Annotated in this window: 12 protein-coding genes, 1 tRNA gene, 1 other RNA gene and 11 pseudogenes; 12 read left to right on the top strand and 13 right to left on the bottom strand. The window is 52.7% G+C overall.

Features of this window, described 5'->3' with window-relative positions:
• Positions 1-139: 139 nt before the first annotated feature.
• Positions 140-1186 (bottom strand): 3-deoxy-7-phosphoheptulonate synthase, encoded by a 1047-nt coding sequence (locus ACMZI0_RS13445; RefSeq protein ID WP_415673325.1) that lies wholly within the window; start codon positions 1184-1186, stop codon positions 140-142.
• A 333-nt stretch (positions 1187-1519) separates the two neighbouring features.
• A pseudogene (locus ACMZI0_RS13450) lies at positions 1520-2342 on the bottom strand (pyruvate, water dikinase regulatory protein).
• Positions 2343-2676: 334 nt separating this feature from the next.
• On the opposite strand from ACMZI0_RS13450, the pseudogene ppsA reads away from it, so the two are divergent.
• Positions 2677-5053 (top strand): annotated as a pseudogene (gene ppsA / locus ACMZI0_RS13455) (phosphoenolpyruvate synthase).
• 65 nt (positions 5054-5118) lie between these two features.
• Here the strand turns inward: ppsA and apbE are convergent.
• The 3 genes from apbE to ydiK all read right to left on the bottom strand — a co-directional run bounded on the left by apbE (position 5119) and on the right by ydiK (position 7832).
• A complete protein-coding gene (apbE, locus tag ACMZI0_RS13460; protein ID WP_415673326.1) occupies positions 5119-6168 on the bottom strand; it encodes an FAD:protein FMN transferase ApbE in 1050 nt (349 codons plus the stop codon).
• A 132-nt stretch (positions 6169-6300) separates the two neighbouring features.
• An RNA gene (gene rprA, locus ACMZI0_RS13465) (antisense sRNA RprA) lies at positions 6301-6414 on the bottom strand.
• Positions 6415-6713: 299 nt separating this feature from the next.
• Entirely contained in the window at positions 6714-7832 is a 1119-nt protein-coding gene (gene ydiK / locus ACMZI0_RS13470; RefSeq protein ID WP_415673442.1) for an AI-2E family transporter YdiK, read from the bottom strand.
• A gap of 374 nt (positions 7833-8206) precedes the next feature.
• On the opposite strand from ydiK, the pseudogene ACMZI0_RS13475 reads away from it, so the two are divergent.
• Together ACMZI0_RS13475 and ACMZI0_RS13480 are read left to right on the top strand one after the other, a co-directional pair.
• Positions 8207-9492: pseudogene (locus tag ACMZI0_RS13475) on the top strand (FAD-binding oxidoreductase); the annotation flags it as partial.
• A pseudogene (locus ACMZI0_RS13480) lies at positions 9480-9686 on the top strand (hotdog fold thioesterase); the annotation flags it as partial. The pseudogenes ACMZI0_RS13475 and ACMZI0_RS13480, both read left to right, overlap by 13 nt.
• 53 nt (positions 9687-9739) lie before the next feature.
• Here the strand turns inward: ACMZI0_RS13480 and ACMZI0_RS13485 are convergent.
• A pseudogene (locus ACMZI0_RS13485) lies at positions 9740-10144 on the bottom strand (hypothetical protein).
• A gap of 444 nt (positions 10145-10588) precedes the next feature.
• Here ACMZI0_RS13485 and sufA point away from each other — a divergent pair.
• The 6 genes and pseudogenes from sufA to ACMZI0_RS13515 all read left to right on the top strand — a co-directional run bounded on the left by sufA (position 10589) and on the right by ACMZI0_RS13515 (position 16258).
• Positions 10589-10967 (top strand): annotated as a pseudogene (gene sufA / locus ACMZI0_RS13490) (Fe-S cluster assembly scaffold SufA).
• Positions 10968-10975: 8 nt separating this feature from the next.
• On the top strand, positions 10976-12469 hold the full coding sequence (gene sufB / locus ACMZI0_RS13495) for a Fe-S cluster assembly protein SufB (protein ID WP_415673327.1): 1494 nt from the start codon (positions 10976-10978) through the stop codon (positions 12467-12469).
• 109 nt (positions 12470-12578) lie between these two features.
• A complete protein-coding gene (gene sufC, locus ACMZI0_RS13500; RefSeq protein ID WP_415673328.1) occupies positions 12579-13325 on the top strand; it encodes a Fe-S cluster assembly ATPase SufC in 747 nt (248 codons plus the stop codon).
• A gap of 115 nt (positions 13326-13440) precedes the next feature.
• Positions 13441-14393, top strand: a pseudogene (locus tag ACMZI0_RS13505) (aminotransferase class V-fold PLP-dependent enzyme).
• Positions 14394-14496: 103 nt separating this feature from the next.
• A pseudogene (gene sufE, locus ACMZI0_RS13510) lies at positions 14497-14914 on the top strand (cysteine desulfuration protein SufE).
• A 285-nt stretch (positions 14915-15199) separates the two neighbouring features.
• Positions 15200-16258 carry a L,D-transpeptidase family protein gene (locus ACMZI0_RS13515; RefSeq protein ID WP_415673329.1) on the top strand — a complete coding sequence of 353 codons (1059 nt, stop codon included), beginning with the start codon at positions 15200-15202 and terminating at the stop codon, positions 16256-16258.
• Positions 16259-16424: 166 nt separating this feature from the next.
• On the opposite strand, the gene ACMZI0_RS13520 is transcribed toward ACMZI0_RS13515, so the two are convergent.
• The 3 genes from ACMZI0_RS13520 to ACMZI0_RS13530 all read right to left on the bottom strand — a co-directional run bounded on the left by ACMZI0_RS13520 (position 16425) and on the right by ACMZI0_RS13530 (position 19525).
• The gene (locus tag ACMZI0_RS13520; protein ID WP_415673330.1) at positions 16425-16661 is read right to left on the bottom strand and encodes a major outer membrane lipoprotein; all 237 of its coding nucleotides are present in this window, start codon (positions 16659-16661) and stop codon (positions 16425-16427) included.
• Between the two features lie 349 nt (positions 16662-17010).
• On the bottom strand, positions 17011-18423 hold the full coding sequence (gene pykF, locus ACMZI0_RS13525) for a pyruvate kinase PykF (protein WP_415673331.1): 1413 nt from the start codon (positions 18421-18423) through the stop codon (positions 17011-17013).
• A gap of 805 nt (positions 18424-19228) precedes the next feature.
• Positions 19229-19525: a hypothetical protein gene (locus ACMZI0_RS13530; RefSeq protein ID WP_415673332.1), complete on the bottom strand. Its 297-nt coding sequence runs from the start codon at positions 19523-19525 to the stop codon at positions 19229-19231.
• 374 nt (positions 19526-19899) lie between these two features.
• On the opposite strand from ACMZI0_RS13530, the gene ACMZI0_RS13535 reads away from it, so the two are divergent.
• Together ACMZI0_RS13535 and ACMZI0_RS13540 are read left to right on the top strand one after the other, a co-directional pair.
• A complete protein-coding gene (locus tag ACMZI0_RS13535; RefSeq protein WP_415673333.1) occupies positions 19900-20232 on the top strand; it encodes a MarR family winged helix-turn-helix transcriptional regulator in 333 nt (110 codons plus the stop codon).
• Between the two features lie 71 nt (positions 20233-20303).
• Positions 20304-21419 carry an NADH:flavin oxidoreductase gene (locus tag ACMZI0_RS13540; protein WP_415673334.1) on the top strand — a complete coding sequence of 372 codons (1116 nt, stop codon included), beginning with the start codon at positions 20304-20306 and terminating at the stop codon, positions 21417-21419.
• A 63-nt stretch (positions 21420-21482) separates the two neighbouring features.
• On the opposite strand, the pseudogene yqhD reads toward ACMZI0_RS13540, so the two are convergent.
• Positions 21483-22646, bottom strand: a pseudogene (yqhD, locus tag ACMZI0_RS13545) (alcohol dehydrogenase).
• Positions 22647-22900: 254 nt separating this feature from the next.
• Between yqhD and ACMZI0_RS13550 the strand changes: the two are divergent.
• Positions 22901-23663: pseudogene (locus ACMZI0_RS13550) on the top strand (AraC family transcriptional regulator).
• Between the two features lie 75 nt (positions 23664-23738).
• On the opposite strand, the gene ACMZI0_RS13555 reads toward ACMZI0_RS13550, so the two are convergent.
• The 3 genes and pseudogenes from ACMZI0_RS13555 to ACMZI0_RS13565 form a co-directional block, all read right to left on the bottom strand.
• Positions 23739-23815, bottom strand: a tRNA-Val gene (locus tag ACMZI0_RS13555).
• A gap of 162 nt (positions 23816-23977) precedes the next feature.
• Complete coding sequence (locus ACMZI0_RS13560; RefSeq protein WP_415673335.1) at positions 23978-24871, bottom strand: LysR family transcriptional regulator; 894 nt, start codon at positions 24869-24871, stop codon at positions 23978-23980.
• A gap of 54 nt (positions 24872-24925) precedes the next feature.
• Positions 24926-25984, bottom strand: a pseudogene (locus tag ACMZI0_RS13565) (NAD(P)-dependent alcohol dehydrogenase).
• Between the last annotated feature and the right edge of the window lie 72 nt (positions 25985-26056).

Here is a 26056-nt window from a genome sequence, read left to right on the forward strand (position 1 = left end):
GAATCATTTTCATGTTGCGAAAAGGTGACATCAAGTGGAGATTTCTTAATTATGTTGGGAACAGACGAGCCAGCGGGGGAGACGAAGAGTCAGTGCACGGCCCGGAACGGCCGTGCACGGTGTGAACAGAGGTGGGGAGCTAGAAGCGGCTGTCTACCGCCTCGGCTAACTGTGAAAGCAGGGTTTCACTCTCCTGCCAGCCCAGGCAGCCATCGGTTATCGATTTGCCGTAAACCAGCGTTTGCGGCGCAGCCAACGGTTGCTGACCTTCAACCAGAAAGCTTTCCACCATGACACCTGCAATGGCGCGCGATCCCGAACGTATTTGTTGACACACATCGGCGCACACATCCATTTGTCGATGGTACTGCTTGTAGCTGTTGCCGTGGCTAAAATCCACCACCAACTGTGGTGGCAAGGCGAATTCGCGTAGCAGTTCGCAGGCTGCCTGAATATCGGCCGCGTGGTAATTGGGATTTTTACCGCCACGCAGAATGATGTGCCCATAAGGGTTGCCGTGCGTCTGGTAGATGGTCATCTGCCCCTGTTTATCTGGAGAGAGAAACAGATGTGACGCGCGCGCAGCGCGAATGGCATCGATGGCAATACGCAGATTGCCATCGGTACCGTTTTTGAAACCCACCGGACAGGAGAGGGCGGAGGCCATTTCGCGGTGGATCTGGCTTTCCGTGGTCCGTGCGCCAATCGCTCCCCAACTGATGATGTCAGCGATGTACTGTCCGGTAACCATGTCCAGGAATTCCGTTGCCGTCGGCAAACCGAGCGCGTTGATGTCAAGTAACAGACGGCGTGCCAAAGTCAGACCGTGATTGACCTGATAGCTGCCATCAAGGGCAGGATCGGAAATCAATCCTTTCCAACCTACCACGGTGCGCGGCTTCTCAAAATAGGCGCGCATCACGATTTCCAGCCGATCCTGGTAGCGGGTGCGCAGTGCAGACAGCCGCTGTGCATAGTCGAGCGCCGCCTCAACATCGTGAATCGAGCAAGGACCAATGATCACTAACAAACGGGGATCTTTTCCGGCAAGAATGTCTTCGATTTTCCTACATGACAGTGTCACGTTTTCGGCAACGGACGGAACCACGGGCAATTGTTCCAGCAGCGCATGCGGCGCGATCAGACGATCGAGCCGCTGGCTGCGTAACTCATCAGTTTTTAACATGAAATGTCTCTGCTTACGGGCCGGTCAGGGAAGTGCGTCGCATGGCGGTTCGTCTCGCAAAGAAACGCCACTGAACAAATGGGTAACGCGCATCGGAATAAGTCATCGCCCAAACTCGCTTTATCGCATTGAGGATAAAAGCATCATGGGTAAATGGCTTGCGCGTCGCGTCAGACGGCGGCGGGATGATAGAGCGCTAAGCGAGTGTCAGTTTTTTCCCTTCTCCTGCCAAATGGGTTGCTTCTCTACGACGACGTGTCGGGAAGTCATGACACCCACGATAACCGAATCAGAGGGCAATTCAACCCGCTTTTACTAAAAAATGATAATATACTAGTACATAAGACGACTCATGCCTAATATGTCGATGATCTTGGCGGAAATCTCCTCCACGGAGAGTAGTTTGTCGTGTTGAGATAAGGAATCTGGTGACGACGAAACAGCGCTTCCACTTCGCTCAGTTCCATCCGACACTGACGCAACGACGCATAGCGACTGTTGCCGCGCCGCTCTTCACGAATCGCCGCCAGGCGTTCGGCATCAATGGTGAGGCCGAACAGCTTGTGTTGAAACGTTTTTAGCGCTTCTGGCAGCCGCAGATTGCCCATATCATCAGCGATAAAAGGGTAGTTGGCAGCGCGAATGCCAAACTGCATGGCGAGATACAGGCTGGTGGGGGTCTTGCTGCAGCGGGAAACGCCGAGCAAAATGACCTGCGCCTGATCGAGGTTACGTAACGAAATGCCATCGTCATGGGCCAGGGTGTAGTCAATGGCGGCGATGCGTGCATCGTATTTGCCCAGATTTTGGCCGTCAGGCCGTGAGTGCGGTTCGCCTCTGGCGCGGGAGGGATATTGAGTTCTTGCTGTAGTGGCGCAACCAGTGCCTGCACGATATCCTGACAAAAACCGTCGCTGCTGTTAATAATATCCCGCACGGTCTGACTGATGATGGAATAAAACACCAGAGGACGCACTCCCGTCTGTTGGTAGAGCGTATTGATACGATCGCGCACTGCGTTGGCGCGTTCTTCACTTTCCACAAACGGCAGCGTATAGCTGACCGTGTTGACAGGAAACTGAGAAAGTACGGCATGGCCTAACACTTCGGCAGTGATGGCAGTGCCATCAGAGATATAAAAGACGCTTCTTTCCACATCAACCCCTGCATTTTTGCCTGCGAAAAAGAGTAACTAAACTCGTTCAAAAATTGGCGTTGAACGATATTTTTAATGAAGCGATATTTCATTATATTCATGATAAAAAAGTTAAAATTTTACAGTATTGTATTTTTTCAGCGTTAAACAAGATTCGGCAGTGAAATCGTTTTTATTTCATAGGTTGAACGATTCGCCTTTCCCAGGTTTGTTAAACGCTATGCTACATTCAGGGCGTTGAGGCAATTGCCCAACCAAACTTTTACACATCCCCAATGGTCTCCATACCCTTTGGTATGCAGGCCGAAATCGTATGCGGAAAGGATTATTTTCGATGTTCAATAACGGCCCTGATTTGCGTAATGTCCTTTGGTATAACCAGCTCGGTATGCATGACGTTGAGCGGGTGGGCGGCAAGAATGCCTCTTTGGGTGAAATGATCACCCATTTGTCAGAACTTGGCGTATCGGTTCCCCAATGGTTTTGCGACAACGGCGCAGGCGTTTAACGATTTCCTCACGCAAAGCGGTATCAACCAGCGGATCTATGAACTGCTGGATCAGACCGATGTCGATGACGTGAACCAGCTCGCCAAAGCGGGGGCGCAAATTCGCCAGTGGATTATCGACACGCCGTTCCAACCTGAGCTGGAGCAGGCGATTTGTGCGGCTTACGATCAACTGTCAGAAGGGGAGAAGGACGCCTCTTTTGCCGTGCGCTCTTCCGAGACGGTAGAGGATATGCCGGATGCCTCCTTTGTCGGGCAGCAGGAAACTTTCCTCAATGTGCAGGGGATTGATGCGGTGATGGTGGCGGTGAAGCATGTGTTTGCCTCACTGTTTAACGATCGCGCCATCTCTTACCGTGTGCATCAGGGCTACGATCATCGCGGCGTGGCGCTTTCCACTGGGGTACAGCGTATGGTGCGTTCGGATCTGGCGGCATCGGGGGTGATGTTTACGCTGGATACGGAATCAGGGTTCGCTCAGGTGGTATTTATCACTGCCGCCTACGGCCTCGGGGAAATGGTGGTGCAAGGGGCGGTGAACCCGGATGAGTTCTACGTACACAAGCCGACGTTGCAAAACCGTAAACCGGCCATTGTGCGCCGTACCATGGGGTCGAAAAAAATCCGCATGGTGTATGCCGACAGTCAGGATCACGGCAAACAGGTGTGTATTGAGGATGTGCCCGCAGAACTGAGTGTACGTTTCAGCCTGGCGGATACCGAAGTGGAAGCTTTGGCACATCAGGCGTTGCTGATTGAAAAACACTACGGTCGCCCGATGGATATCGAATGGGCGAAAGACGGGCATACCGGCAAGCTCTATATTGTACAGGCGCGGCCTGAAACGGTGCGTTCCAACGGTCAGGTGATGGAGCGTTATCAATTGATCAAACGCGACAAGGTGCTGGCGGAAGGCCGTGCCATTGGCCATCGCATTGGTGCCGGGCCGGTGAAAGTGATTCAGGATATCAGCGAAATGCATCTGGTGCAGGCGGGTGATGTGCTGGTGACCGACCTGACCGACCCGGATTGGGAGCCGATCATGAAGAAAGCTGCGGCTATCGTGACCAATCGCGGCGGTCGCACCTGTCATGCGGCGATTATCGCCCGTGAGCTGAGCATTCCTGCGGTAGTAGGCTGCGGTGATGCCACCGAACGTCTGCATGATGGCGAAAAAGCGACGGTATCTTGTGCGGAAGGGGACACCGGATACGTCTATGCCGATCTGCTGGAGTTTCAGGTCAAGAGTTCACAAGTCAACGAAATGCCGTCTCTGCCGTTGAAAATCATGATGAACGTGGGGAATCCCGATCGGGCATTTGATTTCGCCTGCCTGCCAAACGATGGCGTAGGTTTGGCGCGGCTGGAGTTTATCATTAACCGTATGATCGGCGTGCACCCGCGCGCGCTGCTGGAGTTCGACAGCCAAACGCCAGAACTGCAAAAAGAGATCAAGGGGTTGATGCAAGGCTATGACGATCCGGTCGAGTTTTACGTTGCGCGTCTGACGGAAGGGATTGCCACACTGGCGGCGGCGTTCTGGCCGAAGCGCGTTATTGTGCGTCTGTCCGACTTTAAATCCAACGAATATGCCAATCTGGTGGGTGGCGAACGCTATGAGCCGGATGAGGAAAACCCGATGCTGGGCTTCCGCGGTGCCGGACGCTATGTCTCACCGGATTTCAAAGCGTGCTTTGCGTTGGAATGCGCGGCAGTGAAACGTGTGCGTAATGACATGGGGCTGACCAACGTGGAAGTGATGATCCCGTTTGTGCGCACTGTGGCGCAGGCGGAGGCCGTGGTGGCGGAGTTGGCGCAGCAAGGGCTCAAGCGTGGCGAGAATGGCCTCAAGGTGATCATGATGTGTGAGATCCCTTCTAACGCCCTGCTGGCGGATCAGTTTCTGGCGCATTTCGATGGCTTCTCTATTGGCTCCAACGATATGACACAGCTGGCATTGGGCCTGGATCGCGATTCTGGCGTGGTGTCTGAACTGTTTGATGAGCGTAACGAGGCGGTGAAAGCGCTACTTTCGATGGCGATCAAAGTGGCCAAGGCGCAAGGGAAATACGTGGGGATTTGTGGTCAGGGTCCCTCCGATCACGAAGACTTTGCCATCTGGTTGATGGAGCAAGGCATCGACAGCCTGTCGCTCAATCCGGATACCGTGGTGCAAACCTGGTTGACGCTGGCCGAAAAGTAATCATTCCCTGATACTTATACTCCCCGGCAACATCGGGGAGTGTTGTTGAGGAAAAGCACCTGATGCTACGGTTTCGTCTCTTGCTGCAAGAACGCTTTAAACTGTGGCGTCATCACCGCTTCAAATCCGTTGTCGGTTTTGGTAATCAGATAAACGGCCAACCCGTGTTGCTCGGCTACTTTCAGCGCTTTTTCCGTTCCCAATACCATTAATCCGGTATCCCAACCGTCTGCCTCAAGTGCGGTTTTGGCAATCACGGTGGCAGAAACCAGTGTGTGGTTGATAGGCCGCCCCGTGCTGGGATCGATCACGTGGGAGTAACGCTTGCCATCCTGCTCGAAGTAATTGCGATGGCTGCCTGACGTACTGATGGAATAGCCTTGCAGATCGACCGCGGCTTGCACGGCGTTCTCCCGGTCGGTGGGTTTCTGTATCGCCACCCGCCATGGCACCCCTTGCCCGTTAACGCCGCGACTTGAAATGGCGCCGCCGACAGAGACCAGATAATTGGTGATGCCTTTGCGTGTCATCAACAACTGTGCTAGCAGGTCGGCACCATAACCTTCGCCTAACGTTGAGAGATCCACATACAGCGAGGGCAGGTCTTTTTGCAACCACTCTCCCTGGCTGTTGCTGATCAGGGTGAGGTGTTGCAAGCCAACGCTCTGACGAGCGTTATCGATTTGCGCTTGGGTGGGAATAGTAACAGGCTGCTTTTGTGGCCCGAATCCCCACAGATTCACCAACGGGCCCACAGTGATATCCATCGCGTTGTCTGTTGCCCGACCAATGCGCTGGGCTGCCAGAATAATGTCTGCCATGCCGCCGGGAATTCGTTGTGGATCGCTGCCTTGATAACGGTTAAAGCGTGACAGCGTAGAGTCTTCACGGTAAGTGGAAATATCATCGTTGGCTTGCTCAAGCAAAGCATCGATCTCCTGTTGCAGCTGCGCTTTATTTTCAGGCAGTTCACCTCTGATCTTCACGCTGTAAAAGGTCCCCATGGTTTTGCCTTCCAGGCTGGTCAACGGGCGGGTATCGGCAATGGCCGTGTTGTAGACCGCCAGACTGACCAGAATCAGGCACACCCTGCGTGCCAGTGGGGAATGTGACATAGAAAATGACTCCTGATGAAAAAGAGACGTTAGAGATAATCCATTAATGCGCACTTGCAAAGCAGAGATTGATAAAAACAGGATGAGGCGCAATTTCTCAGCAAAAGCAGCGGGAAAGCACAGGATAAACGGCAAAAAAAATGCCCATCTTAGGGGATGGGCAAAGACTACACACAGCAATTCGTTACTAGCTCTGACGAGGAGGAAACCTCATTGGCAAACTCGCGTTGTCATCACAAAAAGCGTTCGTTCAGCAAGACAACGGTTGACAATCGTGTCATATGTCATATGTCATGTGTCATGTGTCATGAATAATGCTAGAAGCTGTGAGGCATTAAGTCATTAAGAATCATCCTAATGGTTAACGTTTTTTTAATGTACGTGTTACGAAGAGATACGAAGTGTCAAACTATTTGATGTAATGCGGGGGTGATCATGAGATTATCAGAATAATCCGTGTCCTCTATGAGACAATCATTAATATTATTAATCAATGCTTGATAAATTTGCCGCAACGCAGTCTGTCTCGCGCTGCGGCAACCTATTTATTGTGCATTTGTCGTGCTGTCGGTCGGTGGTGGTGATGTACCCGCAACGATTTCCGGCAGTGGCGTTTCCTTCATCCAGGCGGAGAGCAAGCGATAAGAGACAGCAAGCACGACCGGGCCGATAAACAGGCCAATCATGCCAAATGCCAGCAGGCCTCCAATGACTCCACACAGGATCAGCAGCATGGGCAAATCGGCCCCCATGCGAATCAACATGGGACGGATCACATTATCCAGCGTCCCGACGACACAGCTCCACACCAGTAGACTAGTGCCCCAGGTGGTATCACCGCTCCAATAGAGCCAGATTATCGCGGGGATCAGTACCAAAAGTGGCCCCAACTGCGCCAGACAGAACAGAAACATCACGACAGTGAGCAGCGTCGGGTATGGGATGCCGGAGACGGCAAGGCCGATACCGCCGAGCACCGATTGCACGATAGCCGTCACCACCACGCCCAGCGCTACCGCACGAATAGACTGCGCAGCCAGGATCACCGCCGCATCGCCGCGCTCACGCCCCAGACGAAGCGCAAAGTGGCGCACGCCTTGAGCGACCGCTTCACCTTTATAGTAGAGCAGGGCGCTGAAGATTAGCATCAGTCCGCAGTGCATCAGGAATCGCCCGATGTGAGCCGCTTGCGATAATAGCCAGGTCGCCGTTTGCCCAATGTAAGGTTGCACTTTGGCGAAAACGCCGCTGCCGCCACTTTGCAGCAAACTGTGCCAACTGGAAAACAGCCTGTTGCCGACAAAGGGAAGGGATGTCAGCCACTCCATGCGCGGTGGCGTCAGCTTTTCCTGCCCAGAAGCCCAACTGACAATGGCGGAGGTGTTATCCATCACCGTGCTGACCAGAATAGAAATCGGCATCACAAACAGCAGGCAAAGCAGCAACGTCATGCCAGTCACAGCCAATGAACGTTTGCCCCACAGCAATTTCTGCATTTTCAGCATCAAGGGCCAGGTGGCAATCACGACCATGCTGGCCCAGGCGAAGCCCAGGATAAAAGGTTGCACCACCCAGAAACAGGCGATGATCATGATAGTGATAAACATCAGACTAAAGAGGATTCGGGGCAAATCAAAACGCTGCTGGCGTGCGCTCTTCGGCATCGTTGTCGACAGTGGAGAGTGCGCGGCCAGCGGTTTGGGCGATGATGACTTCGTCAATGGACAATACCTCTGTATATAGACCCAACGTTGAACAAATTACCTGCGATCGCTCGGGTCATCCGGCGAGGATAACTTATCATGGGGTATTTCTCACGTTTTTGATAGCGTAAGAGGTATTTTGTTAACGCATTCACGGACAGGGCTCCACAAATCATGCAGCGACGATATGCAGAAAGTTTTTCTTGGTCTGGCGGCGCACAGAGCCCCGAAATGTGATAAAATGTAAAACTGTGAATTCGCACAATGATTTTTACAACAAACAACACTCACAACACGCTAATCATTTTTTAGTCGACAGACAGGGTCAACACATAATGATCCCAAAGATCTCTCATGCACCCGGGCTGGCTCAGCCGGTGCTTAATTTTTTGGATGCTTTGAAGCAACGTGGCTTTACCGGCGATACCGCCACCAGTTATGCCGATCGTTTAACGATGTCGACCGACAACAGCATCTACCAGCTGTTGCCTGATGCGGTGGTATTTCCCCACTCGACGGCGGATGTGGCGTTCTGCTGGCCCAGTTGTCAGCGCAGGAGCCCTACCGCGAGCTGACCTTTACCCCGCGCGGCCGCGGCACGGGCACCAACGGGCAAGCGCTGAACCAGGGCATTGTGGTGGATATGTCCCGCTACATGAACCGGATTTTGGAAATCAATCCCGAGGAAGGGTGGGCTCGCATTGAAGCCGGTGTAATTAAAGATCAGCTTAACCAATACCTTAATCATTACGGCTATTTCTTTGCGCCGGAACTGTCTACCAGTAACCGCGCCACCCTTGGCGGTATGATCAACACCGATGCCTCAGGGCAGGGCTCACTGGTATACGGTAAAACTTCAGACCACGTTCTCGGTGTGCGCGCTGTGCTGCTGGGCGGGGAAATGCTGGATACCCAGGCGATGCCTGTGGCATTGGCGCAGCAGTTGGTGCAGGAATCGTCGCCGATTGGCCGCGTATACCGTACCGTTTTTGAACGTTGCCGCGACCAGCGAGCGTTGATCCTCGACAAGTTCCCTAAACTGAACCGTTTCCTGACGGGATACGATCTGCGCCATGTGTTCAGCGACGATATGCAAACGTTTGACCTGACGCGCATCCTGACCGGCGCTGAGGGCACGCTGGCCTTTATCACCGAGGCCAAACTGGATATCACGCGCTTGCCGAAGGTTAGACGTCTGGTCAACGTCAAGTTTGACTCCTTCGATTCAGCGCTGCGCAGCGCGCCTTTTATGGTGGAAGCCAACGCGCTCTCGGTGGAAACCGTCGATTCTCGCGTGTTGAATCTGGCGCGAGAAGATATCGTCTGGCATTCCGTGAGCGAGCTGATTCAGGATGTGCCCGGTCAGGACATTCTAGGGCTGAACATCGTTGAATTTGCCGGGGATGATGAAGCACTGATCGATGGGCAAGTGCGTGCCTTATGCGAACGCATCGATGGCCTGCTGGCTGCCCATGAAGCAGGGGTGATCGGCTATCAGATTTGCCATGACCTTGCTGGCGTCGAACGCATTTACGCCATGCGCAAAAAAACGGTAGGGTTGCTCGGCAACAGTAAAGGGCAAGCCAAGCTGATTCCCTTTGCGGAAGATACCTGTGTGCCGAAGGGGAACAACGCGTGGTGGGGATGGAGATTAACGCTAACCATTTGCGGGCGGTGACGTCAGGCGAAGTGCGTGGTGTATGCCGCGCATTGCATGTGGGGCGCCGCAATCAAGTATGGCAAATCGACATCTACGACGAAAACAACCGTTTGTGTTGCACTTCTCGTCTCACCACGGCAGTGGTGACACCCTAATCTCGCTGTAACTGTAAAATGCGCGTCGCTTAGCGCGCATTTTCATTATCCCGTCAATCAAGGTAAAAGGGAACGCGCCGCACAAAATCAGTCTGAAAGGTGGTGGCTTTATCCCAATTGCCTTCAAGGCTGAGCTGGTGGCAAATCAGCTTTAGCGTGTTGCGGGCGAAGTAGTAGCTCTGCACACGAAAAAGGTGACAACGCCCTTCATTATTAATCTATTTAATCAATCGGTTATGCAATTTGACTAGCGCGTGTAAATAGCTCTCGTCATCGCCATTTTTACGGCACAGATCGATCATTTCCATGCAGGCATTATGGTAGCGGCACAGATGGTCGATATGGCTTTCCTGCCGATTTAACCGCGCTTCTGCCATGTAGAAATCCACAGTGACATCCCGGATTAAGAATTTGTACTCGTCAATCTGATGCTGTAGCCAGGCATTCACGGATTGCATAGGGATCACCATGGATATTAATGATAATCATTATCATATTTGTAATGTTCGTCGGGATCAACTCACTGCCGTTTCCTTGTGAAAAAAAAATCGCGCACCTCGATAGGGCTTTTTCTGGTCAATAATTGCGCTATCAAACAATAAAATCGGTCACGATTTTTCCTGTTTTAAAAATAGGTATCGTCTATGAATGTTATAATTATGATAACAACATGTTTGTATTAATTCATATGCCTGTCACGTCATGGTAAATTATTTATTTCAGATCAAGAAGTTATTTTTTTATCAGCCACCGTTACCTGCGCTGTCAGGCAGAAAAAAACCGAGTTTTTTAGCGCGACGGTGAAATGTTACAAATACCCCTGCGAAACAATAGGTTGAAGCAATAATCATTATCACTAACATTAGGCTCAGACAAAGCTTTTCTGAAACGAGGTATGGCGGATGCAAACGGGAAAGGTAGAAACATTTTCACTGGATGAAAACACCTGGCAAGGGTTGACGCTGACGGCCAGCGCCGCTCAACAGATTCACCGTCTTGTCCAGTCTGATGAAACGGTGAAAGGGTTACGTTTGAGCGTCAAGCAATCAGGATGCGCAGGGTTTGGCTATCTATGTGCTGGACCTGGTCAACGCACCGGATGCTGGCGACCTGGTGTTCGAGCGCGATGGCGCACACCTGTACGTACCGTTAAAGGTAATGCCTTTTATCGACGGCACCGAACTGGATTATGTGCGTGAAGGCTTGAACCAGATTTTCAAATTTAATAATCCCAAAGCGCAGCATGCCTGTGGGTGTGGCGAGAGCTTTGGCATTGAGTGATGAATGATATGGCGCGTAGCAATGTAGATATACCTGAAGATGTGCAAATCTGGATGGGCGAGGGCCGTTATAAAGAGGGCTTTTTCACCGAGCTGGCCACTGACCAACTGGGACGAGGCATCAACGAAGATGTGGTGCGGGCAATCTCAGCCAAACGCAATGAACCTGAATGGATGTTGGAATTCCGTCTTAACGCCTACCGCGCCTGGCTGGAGATGGAGGAGCCGCATTGGTTAAAAGCCCATTACGACAAGCTGGACTATCAGGATTACAGCTATTACTCGGCGCCGTCTTGCGGTCATTGTGATGACACCTGCGGCTCTGAACCTGGCGCTAGGCAGCAGTCCGGCATTGCTGTTGTGAACAGCTACCTGACCGCAGAGGTCGAGAACGCCTTTAATCAACTGGGTGTGCCGGTGCGTGAAGGGCAAGCCGTGGCCGTGGATGCGATTTTTGACTCCGTGTCGGTTGCGACCACCTACCGCGAAGAGCTGGCGCAGCAGGGGATTATTTTCTGCTCGTTCAGTGAGGCGATTCAGGAGCATCCTGAACTGGTACGCCAATATCTCGGTACGGTAGTGCTAGCTAACGATAACTTTTTTGCCGCGCTCAATGCAGCGGTTGCCTCTGACGGCACCTTTGTCTACGTGCCGAAAGGCGTGCGTTGCCCAATGGAGCTCTCCACCTATTTTCGTATCAATGCGGCGAAAACCGGGCAGTTCGAGCGCACCATCCTGATTGCCGATGACGATAGTTATGTCAGCTATATCGAAGGGTGCTCGGCGCCAGTACGCGACAGCTACCAGCTCCACGCCGCAGTGGTGGAAGTGATCGTCAACAAGAACGCAGAGGTCAAATACTCCACGGTGCAGAACTGGTTCTCCGGTCAGGATGCCAAGGGCGGTATTCTCAACTTCGTCACCAAGCGCGCGCTTTATGCCGGAGAGCATTCAAAGATGTCCTGGACACAGTCTGAAACCGGCTCTGCCATCACTTGGAAATACCCGAGCGTGATGCGTGGTGATAATTCGGTAGGTGAATTCTTCTCTGTCGCGCTGACCAGTGGCCATCAGCAGGCGGATACCGGTACCAAGATGATCCATATCGGCAAGAACACCCGCTCTACCATTATCTTCAAAGGGATATCAGCCGGACACAGCGAAAACACCTATCGCGGCCTGGTGAAAATTATGCCGAGCGAGACCAATGCGCGCAATTTCACTCAGTGCGATTCAATGCTGATTGGCAGTGACTGCGGCGCGCATACCTTTCCCTATGTGGAAGTGCGCAACAACAGCGTGCAGTTGGAGCATGAGGCGACAACCTCGCGCATCGGTGAAGATCAACTGTTCTATTGCCTGCAACGCGGTATCAGCGAAGACGATGCCATTTCGATGATCGTGAACGGATTCTGCAAGGACGTGTTCTCCGAGCTGCCGCTGGAATTCGCTGTAGAAGCGCAAAAGCTCATGGCTATCAGTCTGGAACACAGCGTCGGTTAAGGGCAACCGCAGAGTAAATATGCAGCGGGGTGCCGAGTGTCAATCTGACTGCACCCTACGCGAATTGATGTTATCAGGCGCGCTAAGCACGACGCCGCAAGGATAAACTATGTTAAGCATTAAGAAGTTACACGTAAGCGTTGAAGGTGAGGCGATCCTGAACGGGCTGAATCTTGAGGTGAAACCCGGTGAGGTTCACGCCATCATGGGGCCAAACGGTTCTGGTAAGAGTACGCTTTCCGCGACGCTTGCTGGCTGTGAAGATTATGAAGTGAACGACGGCACGGTGGCGTTTAAAGGGAAAGACTTGCTGGAGCTGGATCCGGAAGATCGCGCCGGTGAGGGTATCTTCATGGCCTTCCAGTATCCGGTAGAGATCCCCGGCGTCAGTAACCAGTTTTTTTTGCAAACGGCCGTCAACGCTGTGCGCAAATATCGTGAGCAGGAGCCGCTGGACCGGTTTGATTTCGCCGATTTTATCGAAGATAAAATCAAGCTGCTGAAAATGCCGGAAGATTTGTTGACCCGTTCGGTCAACGTGGGTTTTTCCGGCGACGAGAAAAAACGTAACGACATTCTGCAAATGGCGGCGCTGGAGCCGGAACTCTGTATTCTGGATGAAACTGACTCCGGGCTGGATATCGATGCGTTGAAGATTGTTGCCAACGGGGTCAATGCCCTGCGTAACCAACAGCGCGCCTTTATTATCGTCACTCACTACCAGCGTATTCTGGATTATATCCAACCCGATTATGTGCATGTGCTCTATCAAGGTCGCATTGTAAAATCTGGCGATTTTTCACTGGTGAAACAGTTGGAGGAGCAAGGCTATGGCTGGCTTACCGACCAACAGTAACACGCTGGCTGAAAAACAGGCCAAAACGCTACGGCAGTGGCAGGAGTTGTTTGACGCCTCATGCGCGGCAGATGCGCCCAGTGCGCAGAAACCACGTGCGGTGATTGACCGTGAAATGGCGTTTTACAGCCATGAATATGCCACAGTGCACCGCGGTATTCATACGCTGAGTGCCAACGCCACCAGCGCTATGGAATCGGTACGTGAGCAAGTTGCTCGCTATATCAATGCGACCTCGGCAGAAGAGATCGTCTTCGTGCGCGGCACCACAGAGGCGATCAATCTGGTTGCCAACAGCTACGGCAGCGCTTTTATTGAAGCCGGTGACAATATTCTGATCACCGAAATGGAGCACCATGCCAATATCGTTCCCTGGCAAATGCTGGCGGAACGGCAGGGCGTTGAGTTGCGCGCGCGGTGGGCTGCGCGGTGCTGGTCGACGGTGCGCAGGCCGTGATGCATTAGCGTGTGGACGTGCGCGCGCTGGATTGTGATTTTTACGCTTTCTCCGGCCACAAGATTTATGGCCCTTCAGGTATTGGCGTACTGTACGCCAAGCATGCGTTGCTCAACGCTATGCCGCCGTGGGAAGAGGGGGCGAGTGCGATGATCCGTGATGTCAGCCTGACGCAAGGCACTCTCTATGCGGATGTACCCTGGCGCTTTGAAGCGGGATCGCCCAACACGGGGGGAATCATGGGGCTGGGTGCCGCTCTGGATTATGTGAGCGCCATCGGGCTGGATGCTATCCATGATTACGAAACGGCGTTGATGCACTACGCACTGGATGCATTGAGTTCGGTACTGGATATTATCTTCTATGGCCCGGCTGAGCGAAAAGGGGTGATTGCCTTTAACCTCGGTAAGCATCATGCCTATGATGTCGGCAGTTTTCTTGACCAGTACGGCATTGCCATTCGCACCGGCCATCACTGTGCCATGCCGTTGATGGCGCATTACGGCGTACCCAGTATGTGCCGCGCCTCGTTAGCGGTTTATACTACCCGTGAAGAAATAGACCGGCTGTTTGCCGGGCTACAGCGTATTCATCGTTTGCTGAGAGGCTGATAAGCCTCCATGCGCGCCTGCATTTCCCATTGCTTTTTTGTCCTGGCGTTTTCGCCATGCGGCAATGGTGCAGGCGTGCGTATCAGCCTGTTGGGAGGAATTGATGGCAAGTTTGCCAGAGCCAGAAAAATTGTTGCGGAATTTTTCCCGGTGCAACAATTGGGAAGAGAAGTATCTGTATATCATTGAACTTGGTGGCCGTTTGGCGCCGCTGCCAGAGGCATGGCGTCAGCCCGAAAACCTGATTGCCGGCTGCCAGAGCCAGGTGTGGATCGTAATGACGCGCGACCAGCAGGGGCGTCTGGTTTTTAGCGGGGACAGCGATGCTGCCATCGTCAAGGGACTGGTTGCCGTGGTTTTCAGCTTGTATCAATCGTTGACGGCACAGCAAGTATTGGCGCTTTGATGTGCGGCCTTTCTTTGAAGAACTGGCGCTGAGTCAACATTTGACACCCTCTCGCTCGCAGGGGCTGGAAGCGATGCTGCGCGCTATTCGCGCCAAAGCGTCTGCGCTGGTCTGATGCTAAAAGCCAGCCCGTTTGCTATGGGCTGGCACACCGAAGCGCGGCATTTACACGCCAACTGCCTGGTTTTTCAGATTACCCCACTGGTTATTACCTCTAGCCCCTTTTATTCTGTCGTGGTGCTTTGTCAAGAACTGCATATTAATGCATTGATTAGCAAATAAAACCTGTAGGTATTTTGGACATGCTACACTTGCAGAATCCGACGGAAGTGGCCGTATCACGGCCCCGGCTGATATCAATGACAAACGAATAATAACGTCAACCTGTAGAGATTTTCGTATGAAGCGTATGTTTACATTTTTAGGTATGGTACTGGCGACCTACCTGGCGGGAAGCACGGCAGCGACTGCCACAGAGTATCCTCTGCCACCGGCGGGCAGCCGACTGATTGGTGAGAACATTGCCTATCCCGTGCCGCATGATGGGCGGCCGCTGGAGGCCATTGCATCTGATTTTAAAATCGGCTTATTGAATATGCTGGAAGCCAATCCCGGCACCGATCCGTATTTGCCAACGCCGGGCTCAACGCTGACCGTCCCGACGCAGATGCTGTTGCCGGATACTCCGCGTGAGGGCATCGTAGTAAACCTGGCTGAGCTGCGCCTCTACTATTTCCCGAACGGCAAGAACACCGTGTTCGTTTTCCCGATTGGCATCGGTCAGCAGGGGCGCAATACGCCGTCGATGGTGACATCGGTCAGCGAAAAGCGTGCAAACCCGACCTGGACACCGACGGCCAACATCCGTAAACGTTATCTGGAAGAAGAGGGCATCAAGCTGCCGGCCGTTGTGCCCGCTGGGCCGGATAATCCGATGGGGCTGCATGCCTTGCGTCTGGCGGCTCATGGCGGTGTCTATCTGCTGCACGGTACTAACGCCAACTTCGGTATTGGCATGCGCGTCAGCTCCGGCTGCATCCGCCTGCGTGCCGATGACATTGAATGGCTGTTTAATAACGTACCGGTCGGCACCCGGGTGCAAATTATTAATGATGCGGTGAAAACTTCCTTGGAACCAGACGGCAAACGCTACATCGAAGTGCACCAACCGCTGTCTAAATCGCCGAAGGATGATCCGCAGACCATGGCGCTCCCACTCAACAAACAGATCCAGAGCTTTATTCACGCTGCGGAAACTGACAGCCAAATGGTGGCTGATGCGATTGTGCGTCGCTCCGGAATGCCGATTCTGGTCAGCGCAGGGCAAAGTGTCGAGCACTTTCAGGAACCTGTGATAACGGCGCCTGAGACGCATCAGGCTGCGCCTATCTCCTCAATCAGCTATCACAGTGATTTGACGGTTAGACGTGTTCTGGAGCCATTGAGCGCGAACGAATGACCCTCCCCGGTGTATGCCGGGGTTTTTTCGTGCAGTGGCAGCTTATTGCAATGCTGTTCTCAGCATCAGTCAGCAAGGCTGGGATGTACCAACGGAAGGCGTTGAAAAAAACGACAGGCAAAAAAATGGCGCACATTGTGCGCCATTTTCACTACTTAACCAATTCTTACTTTTTGTAAGTACGAACTTGGTTGTCCAGACGCTGGTTAGCACGAGCTGCGTCATCTTTAGCAGCCTGTACATCAGCGCGGATTGCGTTCACGTCGTTGCTCAGTTGAGCAACTTTAGCATTCAGAGTCTGAACATCAGAAGACAGTTGGTCAATTTTAGCGTTGCTGGAGCAGCCTGCCAGCAGAGTAGAACCCAGGATTACCGCGCCCAGTACCAGTTTAGTACGATTCATTCTTAATACCCTCTAGATTGAGTTAATCTCCATGTAGCATTATAAGTATTACACAAAGCTTTTTCTAATGAGAATAAATTTTTGGTGAGAACATGCTTAATTTTGATCGTTCGCTCAAAGAAGCAGCGAGTTTTACATAGTAGTTAAAAAAGGAGTGAAAACAGCGTTATTTTCTGATGCCAATCGGGGATATATTCTGCGGAAATAGGTGGTATGAAATAGGACTTATTTTTTGAGTGTAGTCGATTGATAACATAAAAATATAAAAAAGCGCCATTTACGGCGCTTTTTTACTATCGAACATTTATCCGCGGCCGATCATTTAACGACTGACGGCCAACGGCAACGATCACAGACGGTGTACAGATGCCGTGTTAGTGGTGCCACTGGAAACCAGTGCGCCAGAAACCATCACAACCACGTCTCCCGGTTGCGCATAGCCGCTTTTCAGTGCGGCTTCTTTACCGATACGGTAGAAATCATCGGTAGAGGCGATTTCGTTCACCAGCAGCGTGTCAACGCCTTTGCTCAGCAGTAATTGGCGGGCAGTGATGGCATTGGTGGTCAGCGCCAGAATGCGCGCGTGCGGGAAGTATTTACGGATGGATTTCGCAGACTTACCGCCGCTGGTCGCAACCACGATCAGCGGTGCATCCAGTTTTTCTGCGGTTTCTACTGCGCCGCGGCATACCGCTTCAGTGATACGCATTTTGGTCGAGTCTTGCTGTGCATCCAGACGCGCGTTCATTACCACGTCAGTACGTTGGCAGATGGTGGCCATGATGGTCACCGCTTCCAACGGGTATTTCCCTTTAGCACTTTCGCCAGACAGCATTACCGCATCGGTGCCATCGATGATGGCGTTGGCAACGTCGCCAGCTTCTGCGCGGGTCGGGCGCGGGTTCTTGATCATGGAATCCAGCATCTGGGTGGCAGTGATAACCACTTTACGCGCTTTGTTGCATTTCTTGATCATCATCTTCTGCGCGAAGATCACTTCTTCAACCGGAATTTCCACACCGAGATCGCCACGGGCAACCATGATGCCGTCAGAGGCTTCCAGAATGTCATCAAAGTTGTTCAGACCTTCCTGGTTTTCGATTTTAGAGATGATCTGGATATTTTCGCCACCGTGCGCTTTCAGGTGGGCGCGGATCTCTTCAACGTCAGAACGCTTACGGATGAAAGAGGCAGCAACGAAGTCAACGCCTTGCTCGAAACCAAAGATCAGGTCGCTTTTGTCTTTTTCAGCCAGTGCAGGCAACTGAATGGACACGCCCAGCGGGTTCACACCTTTTTTCTCGCCCAGGTCGCCGTTATTCAGTACTTTACAAACCACTTCGCCGTTGTTGATGGCAGTCACTTCCATGCCGATCAGACCATCATCCACCAATACGGTGTTGCCGACGGCCAGGTCAGTTGCAAAACCTTCGTAGGTGACCGCAACGCGATCTTTGTTGCCGATAACCGTTTGGTCAGTGGTAAAGGTAAAGGTCTGGCCTGCAACCAGGCTCACGTCCGCACCGTTTTCCAGTTTCATGGTACGGATTTCTGGCCCTTTGGTATCCAGCAGAATGGCAGCTTGTTTACCTGTCTTCTCGATGACCGCTCGCATGTTTTTGATGCGCTGCCCGTGCTCAACATAATCCCCGTGTGAGAAGTTAAGACGCATCACATTCATGCCCGCGTTCAGCATGTTGGTCAGCATTTCCTCTGATTCGGTTTTCGGACCGATAGTACAAACGATTTTTGTCTTTTTCATACGAGTGTTTTCTACAAGTTGTGATGGATAAAAAAATCATGAGTTCGCGGGTAGCGGGTAGCGGGCCGACGAAGCGAATGTGTTTGCAAGTCCAGAGCGAATAGTAAGTGTAGCGGGTAACGATGAATGAAAGATGATGGACGTGGCCTATTACCACCGGAGGTAAGCCGAGTGCGGGGATGTGCTGCAACCGTGTCGCTTGCCACCTGTAAAACGTGCCTCTTGATGCTCAGCGCGTTTCTGGCAGTTATGTTTGCAGTAACAGTGTCTAATCGTAGTATTTTCGGCACGTCGATTTGCTGAAACCATTCAATGAAACAACGTTTCGTATTATAGTTATAACGCATGGGGAAACAAGATAATTACGCTGCTAAGATACCCCGTTTTCTTGTGGTTGCGCAAAAAAACTAACGATTTTGTCATTTTCCCTCATTTTCTTTCTTTTATTGCGCAACTGCACAGTCGTGATTTAACGCTGCGCCCTGTAGCCGCTCTAACTGAAGAACCCTGATGGCCTTCGGTAATCGACTGATGCGATTATGAGCGATACGTTGATATGCGGGTGAAAAAAGGCCGTGTTTCTGTCTGGAAAACACGGCCTGAGTACGTTTTGTGTGGTTTTCTGTGCGTTGAACCCGAAGAGGTCTGTTTAGCGGTTTTCCAAACCGCGCGCTTGGCGTTCCGTTCGGATCTGGCTTTCATGATCGCGGATATAACCGTCAAGTTGCATTAGCCCGGCACGTACCTGTTGCCATTGGGCGGCATATTTCTCTTTCGGGGTGGTAGGGTTCGGGTGTGCAGCATCTCATGCCAGCGCTTTGCCGATGGCAGCATGCCAGGCTTCGGGAGAGCCGCCCGCCCACTCATTAATTGCTTGTCCCAGCGTCGCATTCAGTGCATCCATCGCCGCAGGTTCACCGTCTGGCGGCAGCTCTGGATGCACCAGCAAGTGATAGCGCCAGCGCAACTGGCCGATATAAAACCAGGTTACCGCGTCATCTTTATGGCCGGTTTCAAACAGGCGTTTGGCATGCAGATGGAGTTCGCTGGGATGCTTGTTCGCCAACCCGGCATCCGTGTCTTGCGGGGATTGTGTTGTCATGGTGACATCCGTGGCGGCAGGCGCTGCGTGCGCGTAAGCGGCGAGCGTTGCCAGCAATAAAGTTGATAACAGTCGGTTCACGCTAACTAATAATATATATAAAAAACATTTGTTTATCGCTAATCTGGCGACATTGAAACCAAAAATGATCGCCAAACGCGTGTAGCATGGATGAGATAACGTACCCGCATTGCGATCGTTTCTCACAAAAAAACATTGCATATACAATTAACGACATGAAAAACACAGACAAGACACAGGGCTGTACCAACCTCAAGTTGCGCCAGCTTACGCGGATGGTGACGCGACATTACGACCACTACGTGGCGACATGTGGGTTGAAAAATACCCAGTACGCGTTGTTGTCGTAAGCCGTGAGCCTGGAGCCGGTTAGGCCAGTCGATCTGGCCCGACACATGCAAATGGATGCCTCTACGCTAACGCGCAATATGCAGCCGCTGGTTGCGCAGGGATGGCTGAAAATTTGTGCAGGAAATGACGCGCGCAGTCGCCGCGTTGAAGTTACAGCCGCTGGGCGAGAGAAACAGGCAGAAGCGCAGCGCGTGTGGCAGGAGGCTCAGGTGGCGATCGTGACACAACTCGGTGCTGAACGAGTGGCTACGTTGCATCAGTTGCTTGAAGAGTGCATTGATTGCCTCGATGAGGATGGCGTAAGTGCCAGCGAGCCGCCGCACCGATGTGTTTGATACGACCTGTTTTGTCGACTGACTGTGTTTGAATGACTTCGTGAACGTTAATCGTTAAAAAGGAAAGGTCCATGTCCGACAATATTTTGTTCACTCCCTTTGCGCTGAAAGGGTTGCAATTGCCCAATCGAATTGTGATGGCGCCGATGACGCTCGGTATGGCGAAAGAGGGTATCCCTGGCTCGGCCAATGCGGAATATTATCGTCGTCGTGTGCAGGGCAACGTAGGGTTGATCCTGACGGAAGGCACAGTGGTGAACCGTCCTGACTCGCGCAATATGGCGGGTATTCCTTTCTTTCACGGTGAGGCAGCACTGGCTGGGTGTAAGGGGGTGGCTGAGGCTGTCCATGCGGCGGGTGGCAAGATTGGCCCACAGATTTGGCATACCGGCTCGATGCGGGCAGGTGAATGGGCGCCGGATGCGCCAGTGGAAAGCCCGTCAGGGTTGGTTGGGCCCGATGATCCCCGCGGCGTGGCGATGACAGAAGAGGATATCGCTGACACGGTAGCGGCGTTTGCGCAAGCGGCGGCGGATGCCAAACGGCTCGGTTTTGACACGCTCGAGTTGCACGGCGCGCACGGTTATCTGATTGACCAGTTCTTCTGGCCGGGAACCAATAAGCGCACCGATGCTTTCGGTGGGGCGACTATCCATGAGCGCTCTCGCTTTGCGGCTGACATTGTGCGTGCCGTTCGCGCTGCCGTTGGTCCTGATTTCCCGCCTATCCTGCTTATCCTGCGTGTCAGTCAGTGGAAACAGCAGGACTATAAAGCGCGTCTCGCCACATCACCGCAAGAAATGACGGAGTGGCTGGCACCGTTGGTAGAGGCTGGTGTCGATATTCTGCACTGTTCTCAACGCCGTTTCTGGGAGCCGGAGTTCCCGGAAATTGATGGTGAGCAAGGGCTGAATTTTGCGGGTTGGGCGAAGAAACTGACCGGTGCGGCCACTATCAGCGTCGGATCGGTGGGGTTAACCTCTGATTTCTTTGCTGCCTTCGGCGGTGAAGGTTCCGGTACTGCGGCGCTGGATAATCTTTACTCGCGCATGGAGCGGGATGAGTTCGATCTGATTGCGGTAGGACGTGTTCTGCTCTCTGATGCTGACTGGGCTGCGAAAGTGCATTCCGGTCAGACGGAAGCGTTGCGCGGGTTTAATGCGGCAGATTTGGCTGTGCTGGCCTGATACGGGTGATTGACAAAGGGAGCCAATGGCTCCCTTTGCAGACACAGCAATGAGGGGCGGCGCTTAGCGAGCCGCTTCGTAGATCTTCCGGCTTACTTCCGGCGTAATATCACCGTGTTCGCCGAGCGCTGTCATACCGTGCTCTTTCAGTTTGGCAACCAGCTTTGGAATGGTGCTGCCATCTAACTGATAATCCGCCATGTGGGTCGGCACGCCCATTTTCTCGAAGAACGCACGCGTGGCGGCGATAGCGCCATCAATCCGTTGCTCTTCGCTACCTTCACGCAAATTCCACACGCGCTCTGCATATTGCAGCAGTTTGGCGCGCTTTTGCGCTTTTTTGGCTTGCAGCATGGAAGGCAGCACAATGGCCAGCGTTTGAGCATGGTCAAGGCCATGCAATGCTGTCAGTTCATGACCCAGCATGTGGGTAGCCCAATCCTGTGGCACGCCGGCACCAATCAGGCCATTCAGTGCCATGGTGGCACTCCACATCACGTTGGCCCGAACCTTGTAGTTTTCTGGTTCAGTCAGCGCGCGCGGGCCTTCTTCAATCAGCGTTAACAGCAAGCCTTCGGAAAAGCGATCCTGCACTTTGGCATCAACCGGATAGGTCAGATACTGTTCAACCGTATGCACAAACGCATCGACAACCCCGTTGGCAACCTGACGTGGCGGCAAACTGTAGGTGACGACCGGATCGAGCACGGCAAAAAGTGGGAAGGTGTAGGGGGAAAAGAAGGGCAGTTTATCACCGGTAGTTTTGCGGCTGATAACGGCACCATTGTTAGATTCAGAACCGGTCGCTGGCAGGGTCAGCACACAGGCCATTTTCACGGCGTTCGTGACATGTGCACCGGTGGTTTCCAGAATATGCCAGGGATCCTACACGGCTTCATAGTGTGTGGCAGCTGCGATAAACTTGATGCCATCCGCCACGGAGCCACCGCCAACGGCGAGCAGAAAATCAATGTTTTCGGTACGTACCAGTTCGACAGCTTTCATTAGCGTTTCGTACGATGGGTTCGGTTCAATGCCTGCGAATTCGCGCACATTACGGCCTTCCAGCGCTTGATAAACCTGATCCAGAACGCCATTGCGTTTGATGCTTCCGCCGCCGTAAGTGATAAGGATGCACGCATCAGCAGGAATTTCTTTGCCTATCTCGGCAATCTTGCCTTCACCAAACAGAATTTTGGTCGGAGTATGAAGTGTGAAATTTTGCATAGGGTATTTATCCAGTTCAACGCCTTGATAGGGGATCCCGGCTAAAGCTTACGGGAGGTGGATACTGAACATTCAGTATGATTGATGGGGACTATTATCAGCATCTGACCACAGGCATTCAATGCACATTCCTGTTCGGTTATTGCCTATTTCTACAATTACCAAGAGAATTGGGTGATAAAGCTTGTGATTTGTGTCATGTTGTTTTCCTATTACAGAATACTGATATCACCCTGAACGAGGCCTTATTGATGATGCGTACCCAACATGCCCCAGTGTTTGCCAGGATAATCAAGCAGGCGCTCGGCTATACAACGCAAAACTGGGTGACGCCCTCGCCGATAGCGCAGGTGAAAATTCTCTATACGGATAAGCCTCACCCACGCGTGCCGGTGATGTATGACCCGACGATTGTCATCCTGTTTCAGGGCAGGAAGATTGGCTATGTGGGCGATAACGTTTTTCAGTATGGCGCAGAAAACTACTTGTTGATGACGGTGCCATTGCCGTTTGAATGTGAGACGGTTGCCAGCGCAGAACAGCCGCTGGTGGGCATTTCGATACGTATCGATCCACAGGTGCTTCAGGAATTGCTGCTGGATATTGGCGATGATGACAGCGTTATTCGCCCGTGCTCGGGATCCTGCGGCGTCAACAGCGTGCCTTTCACCGAAGAGATGCTGTGCACGGTTGGACGCTTGTTTGATGCGATGCAAACCCCGCGTGACGCCAGAGTGCTGGGGACGGAGGTGAATATGAGCATGTCTGCCTTTCATCATAACTTCAAGGCAGTGACCAACACCTCGCCGATGCAATACCTGAAGTCTTATCGGTTGCACAAAGCACGCCTGATGATGCTTAACGACGGTGTACGGGCTGGTACGGCAGCGGTGCGTGTCGCAATTCAGCCGGGAATTTAAACGCTATTTTGGTGCAACGCCAGGTGATGAAGTGGCACGGTTAAAAGTGAGCAATATGGCGGTTGAGGAAAGCTTAAGAAGGCGAGACAACAATTGATTGTGAACAGATTGAAAATATTTAAAACAGAGGGCGTTTAAAGCAAGTCAGATAACGGATATCTGTTAAAAGAATTGGTACGACCGAGTGGATTCGAACCACCGACCCCCACCATGTCAAGGTGGTGCTCTAACCAACTGAGCTACGGTCGTACTGTATGTAGTATCAATCAATTATTTGATTAGATACATTTTTTACACTCCAGCTTGTGGAGTGGGCGCTATTATGGCGTCGTCATCGCATGATGGCAAGTGCTTTATTACTGCTTTTTTACTGAGTGCTGAATGTTTGTGCTGTGACGCAACAATGGGTGATTATCCCTGATAGCGCATGGCTTCAATAAACAGAGCAAACGCAGTGGGATGCTGCTTGCGCGTAGGGGAATAAAGGTAGTACCCGGGAAAGGGGGCGCACCACGCCTCCAGTACCCGCTTCAGTGTTCCTGATTCAAGTTCCTGAGAAACCGTATTCTCCGGTACGTAAGCCAGACCGAAACCGTTGCGCGCAGCATCAATACGCTGGCGCAAGCTGTTGAATGTCAGTTGCCCATCGACGCGTACCCGCATTTCGCGGCCATCTTGTTCAAACTTCCAGGCATATAACCCGCCCAGTGTCGGCAGGCGAATGTTAATGCAACGGTGCTGCTGCAATGCCTGGGGCGAAGAAGGTACGCCGTTACGCGCAAGATAATCGGGAGAACCCACCACAGCCATGCGCATTTCGGGGCCGATACGCACTGCCACCATATCTTTTGCCACTTGTTCTCCCAGACGAATGCCTGCATCGAAACGTTCACTGACAATGTCGGTGAGCGCGTTATCCACCGTAATTTCAATGTTGATGTCTGGGTAGGTGGCGAGAAACGATTTCAGTACGGGCCACAGCACGTAATCGGCGGCATGTTCACCGGCCGTGATGCGGATATTTCCCGCCGGGCGCGCACGCATATCACGCAGGGCGATAAGTTCATTTTCGATATCGGCCAGTCGGGGTCCAATGCGATTGGCGAGTTGTTCACCGACGTCTGTCGGGGCCACGCTGCGCGTTGTTCGGGTGAGTAACCGCAGTTCCAGACGCTCTTCCAGACTGCGTACTGAATGGCCAAGAGCGGATTGCGATACGCTGAGGTGGGCGGCAGCTTTAGTAAAGCTGCGCTCTCTGGCAACCGCCAAAAATGACATCAGGTCGTTGAAATTTTCTTTCAGCATGTCGTCTTCCGATTAGCGCCGCCCGGGCTGTGCAGCGGCGCGTTTATCCGCTAATTACTGTGCGCTGGGCGCAGGGAGTGAGGCCATATCAATAACAAAACGGTAACGCACATCGGCGCGTTCCATACGATCGAAAGCCTCGTTGATCTGATCCATACGTATCATTTCACAATCGGGCAGGATCTGCTTTTTCGCACAGAAATTGAGCATCTCCTGCGTTTCACGGATACCTCCGATTAGCGATCCGGCGATACGACGGCGTCCGAGGATCAGCGGCACCGTGGTCGATTCCGCCAGCGGGCTAACTTGTCCAACTAACACCAGCGTACCGTCGACTTTCAGCAGCAGCATATAAGGGTTAACGTCGTGCTTGACCGGAACGGTATCAATAATCAGATCGAAACGGGATTGTGCGGCCGCTATGGCATCGCTGTCGCTGGACACCAGCAGCCGATCGGCCCCCAGAGATAGCGCGTCGGCTTCTTTGCTGTTAGTGCAACTCATCACGGTAACATCGGCGCCGAGACCCGCCGCCAGCTTGACCGCCATATGGCCCAATCCGCCCAACCCAATGACGCCAACGCGGCTGCCGGGGCCGACATTCCAGGTGCGCAGTGGCGAATAGGTAGTAATGCCTGCGCACAGCAGCGGCGCAACATGCGCCAGCGTCAGGTTATCCGGCACGCGCAGGACAAACTCTTCACGTACCACCAGGTGCTTGGCGTAGCCACCATAGGTGTTTTCTCCGGTAATGCGATCGGGCGCGTTATAAGTATCCGTCCTGCCATTGGTGCAAAACTGCTCCTCGCCGTGGTGGCAATGGTCGCACTCCTGACAACTGTCGACCAGACAGCCGACCGCCACCGCATCGCCGACGCGAAAACGAGTAACGTCCGGGCCGACTTCCGTCACCCGTCCAACAATTTCGTATCCCGGTACGGCGGGGTAAAGCGTCCAACCCTAGTCATTGCGTGCCGTATGCAAATCCGAGTGACACACGCCGCAGTATAAAATTTCCATAGCAACATCATTGGCGCGCAGGGCGCGGCGTTCAAAAGTGAACGGGGCGAGCGGCGTGCTGGGGCTGAGTGCGGCGTAACCGATGGTCTTCATGGTAAGCTCCCTGTTTGCGTTATTGACGGTTTGCGTCGAAATAAAAGCGGTGATGCGGCCTGTCATCAGCGC

It is taken from the genome of Symbiopectobacterium sp. (assembly GCF_047692315.1).
In the GTDB taxonomy this organism is placed as follows: Bacteria; Pseudomonadota; Gammaproteobacteria; order Enterobacterales; family Enterobacteriaceae; genus Symbiopectobacterium.

Coding starts and splice junctions, on each gene's coding strand:
- sufC (WP_415673328.1), top strand. CDS start 12,579: ATGTTAAGCATTAAGAAGTTACACGTAAGCGTTGAAGGTGAGGCGATC.
- ACMZI0_RS13515 (WP_415673329.1), top strand. CDS start 15,200: ATGAAGCGTATGTTTACATTTTTAGGTATGGTACTGGCGACCTACCTG.
- ACMZI0_RS13520 (WP_415673330.1), bottom strand. CDS start 16,661: ATGAATCGTACTAAACTGGTACTGGGCGCGGTAATCCTGGGTTCTACT.
- ACMZI0_RS13530 (WP_415673332.1), bottom strand. CDS start 19,525: ATGACAACACAATCCCCGCAAGACACGGATGCCGGGTTGGCGAACAAG.
- pykF (WP_415673331.1), bottom strand. CDS start 18,423: ATGAAAAAGACAAAAATCGTTTGTACTATCGGTCCGAAAACCGAATCA.
- ACMZI0_RS13540 (WP_415673334.1), top strand. CDS start 20,304: ATGTCCGACAATATTTTGTTCACTCCCTTTGCGCTGAAAGGGTTGCAA.
- ACMZI0_RS13560 (WP_415673335.1), bottom strand. CDS start 24,871: ATGCTGAAAGAAAATTTCAACGACCTGATGTCATTTTTGGCGGTTGCC.
- ydiK (WP_415673442.1), bottom strand. CDS start 7,832: ATGCCGAAGAGCGCACGCCAGCAGCGTTTTGATTTGCCCCGAATCCTC.
- ACMZI0_RS13445 (WP_415673325.1), bottom strand. CDS start 1,186: ATGTTAAAAACTGATGAGTTACGCAGCCAGCGGCTCGATCGTCTGATC.
- apbE (WP_415673326.1), bottom strand. CDS start 6,168: ATGTCACATTCCCCACTGGCACGCAGGGTGTGCCTGATTCTGGTCAGT.
- sufB (WP_415673327.1), top strand. CDS start 10,976: ATGGCGCGTAGCAATGTAGATATACCTGAAGATGTGCAAATCTGGATG.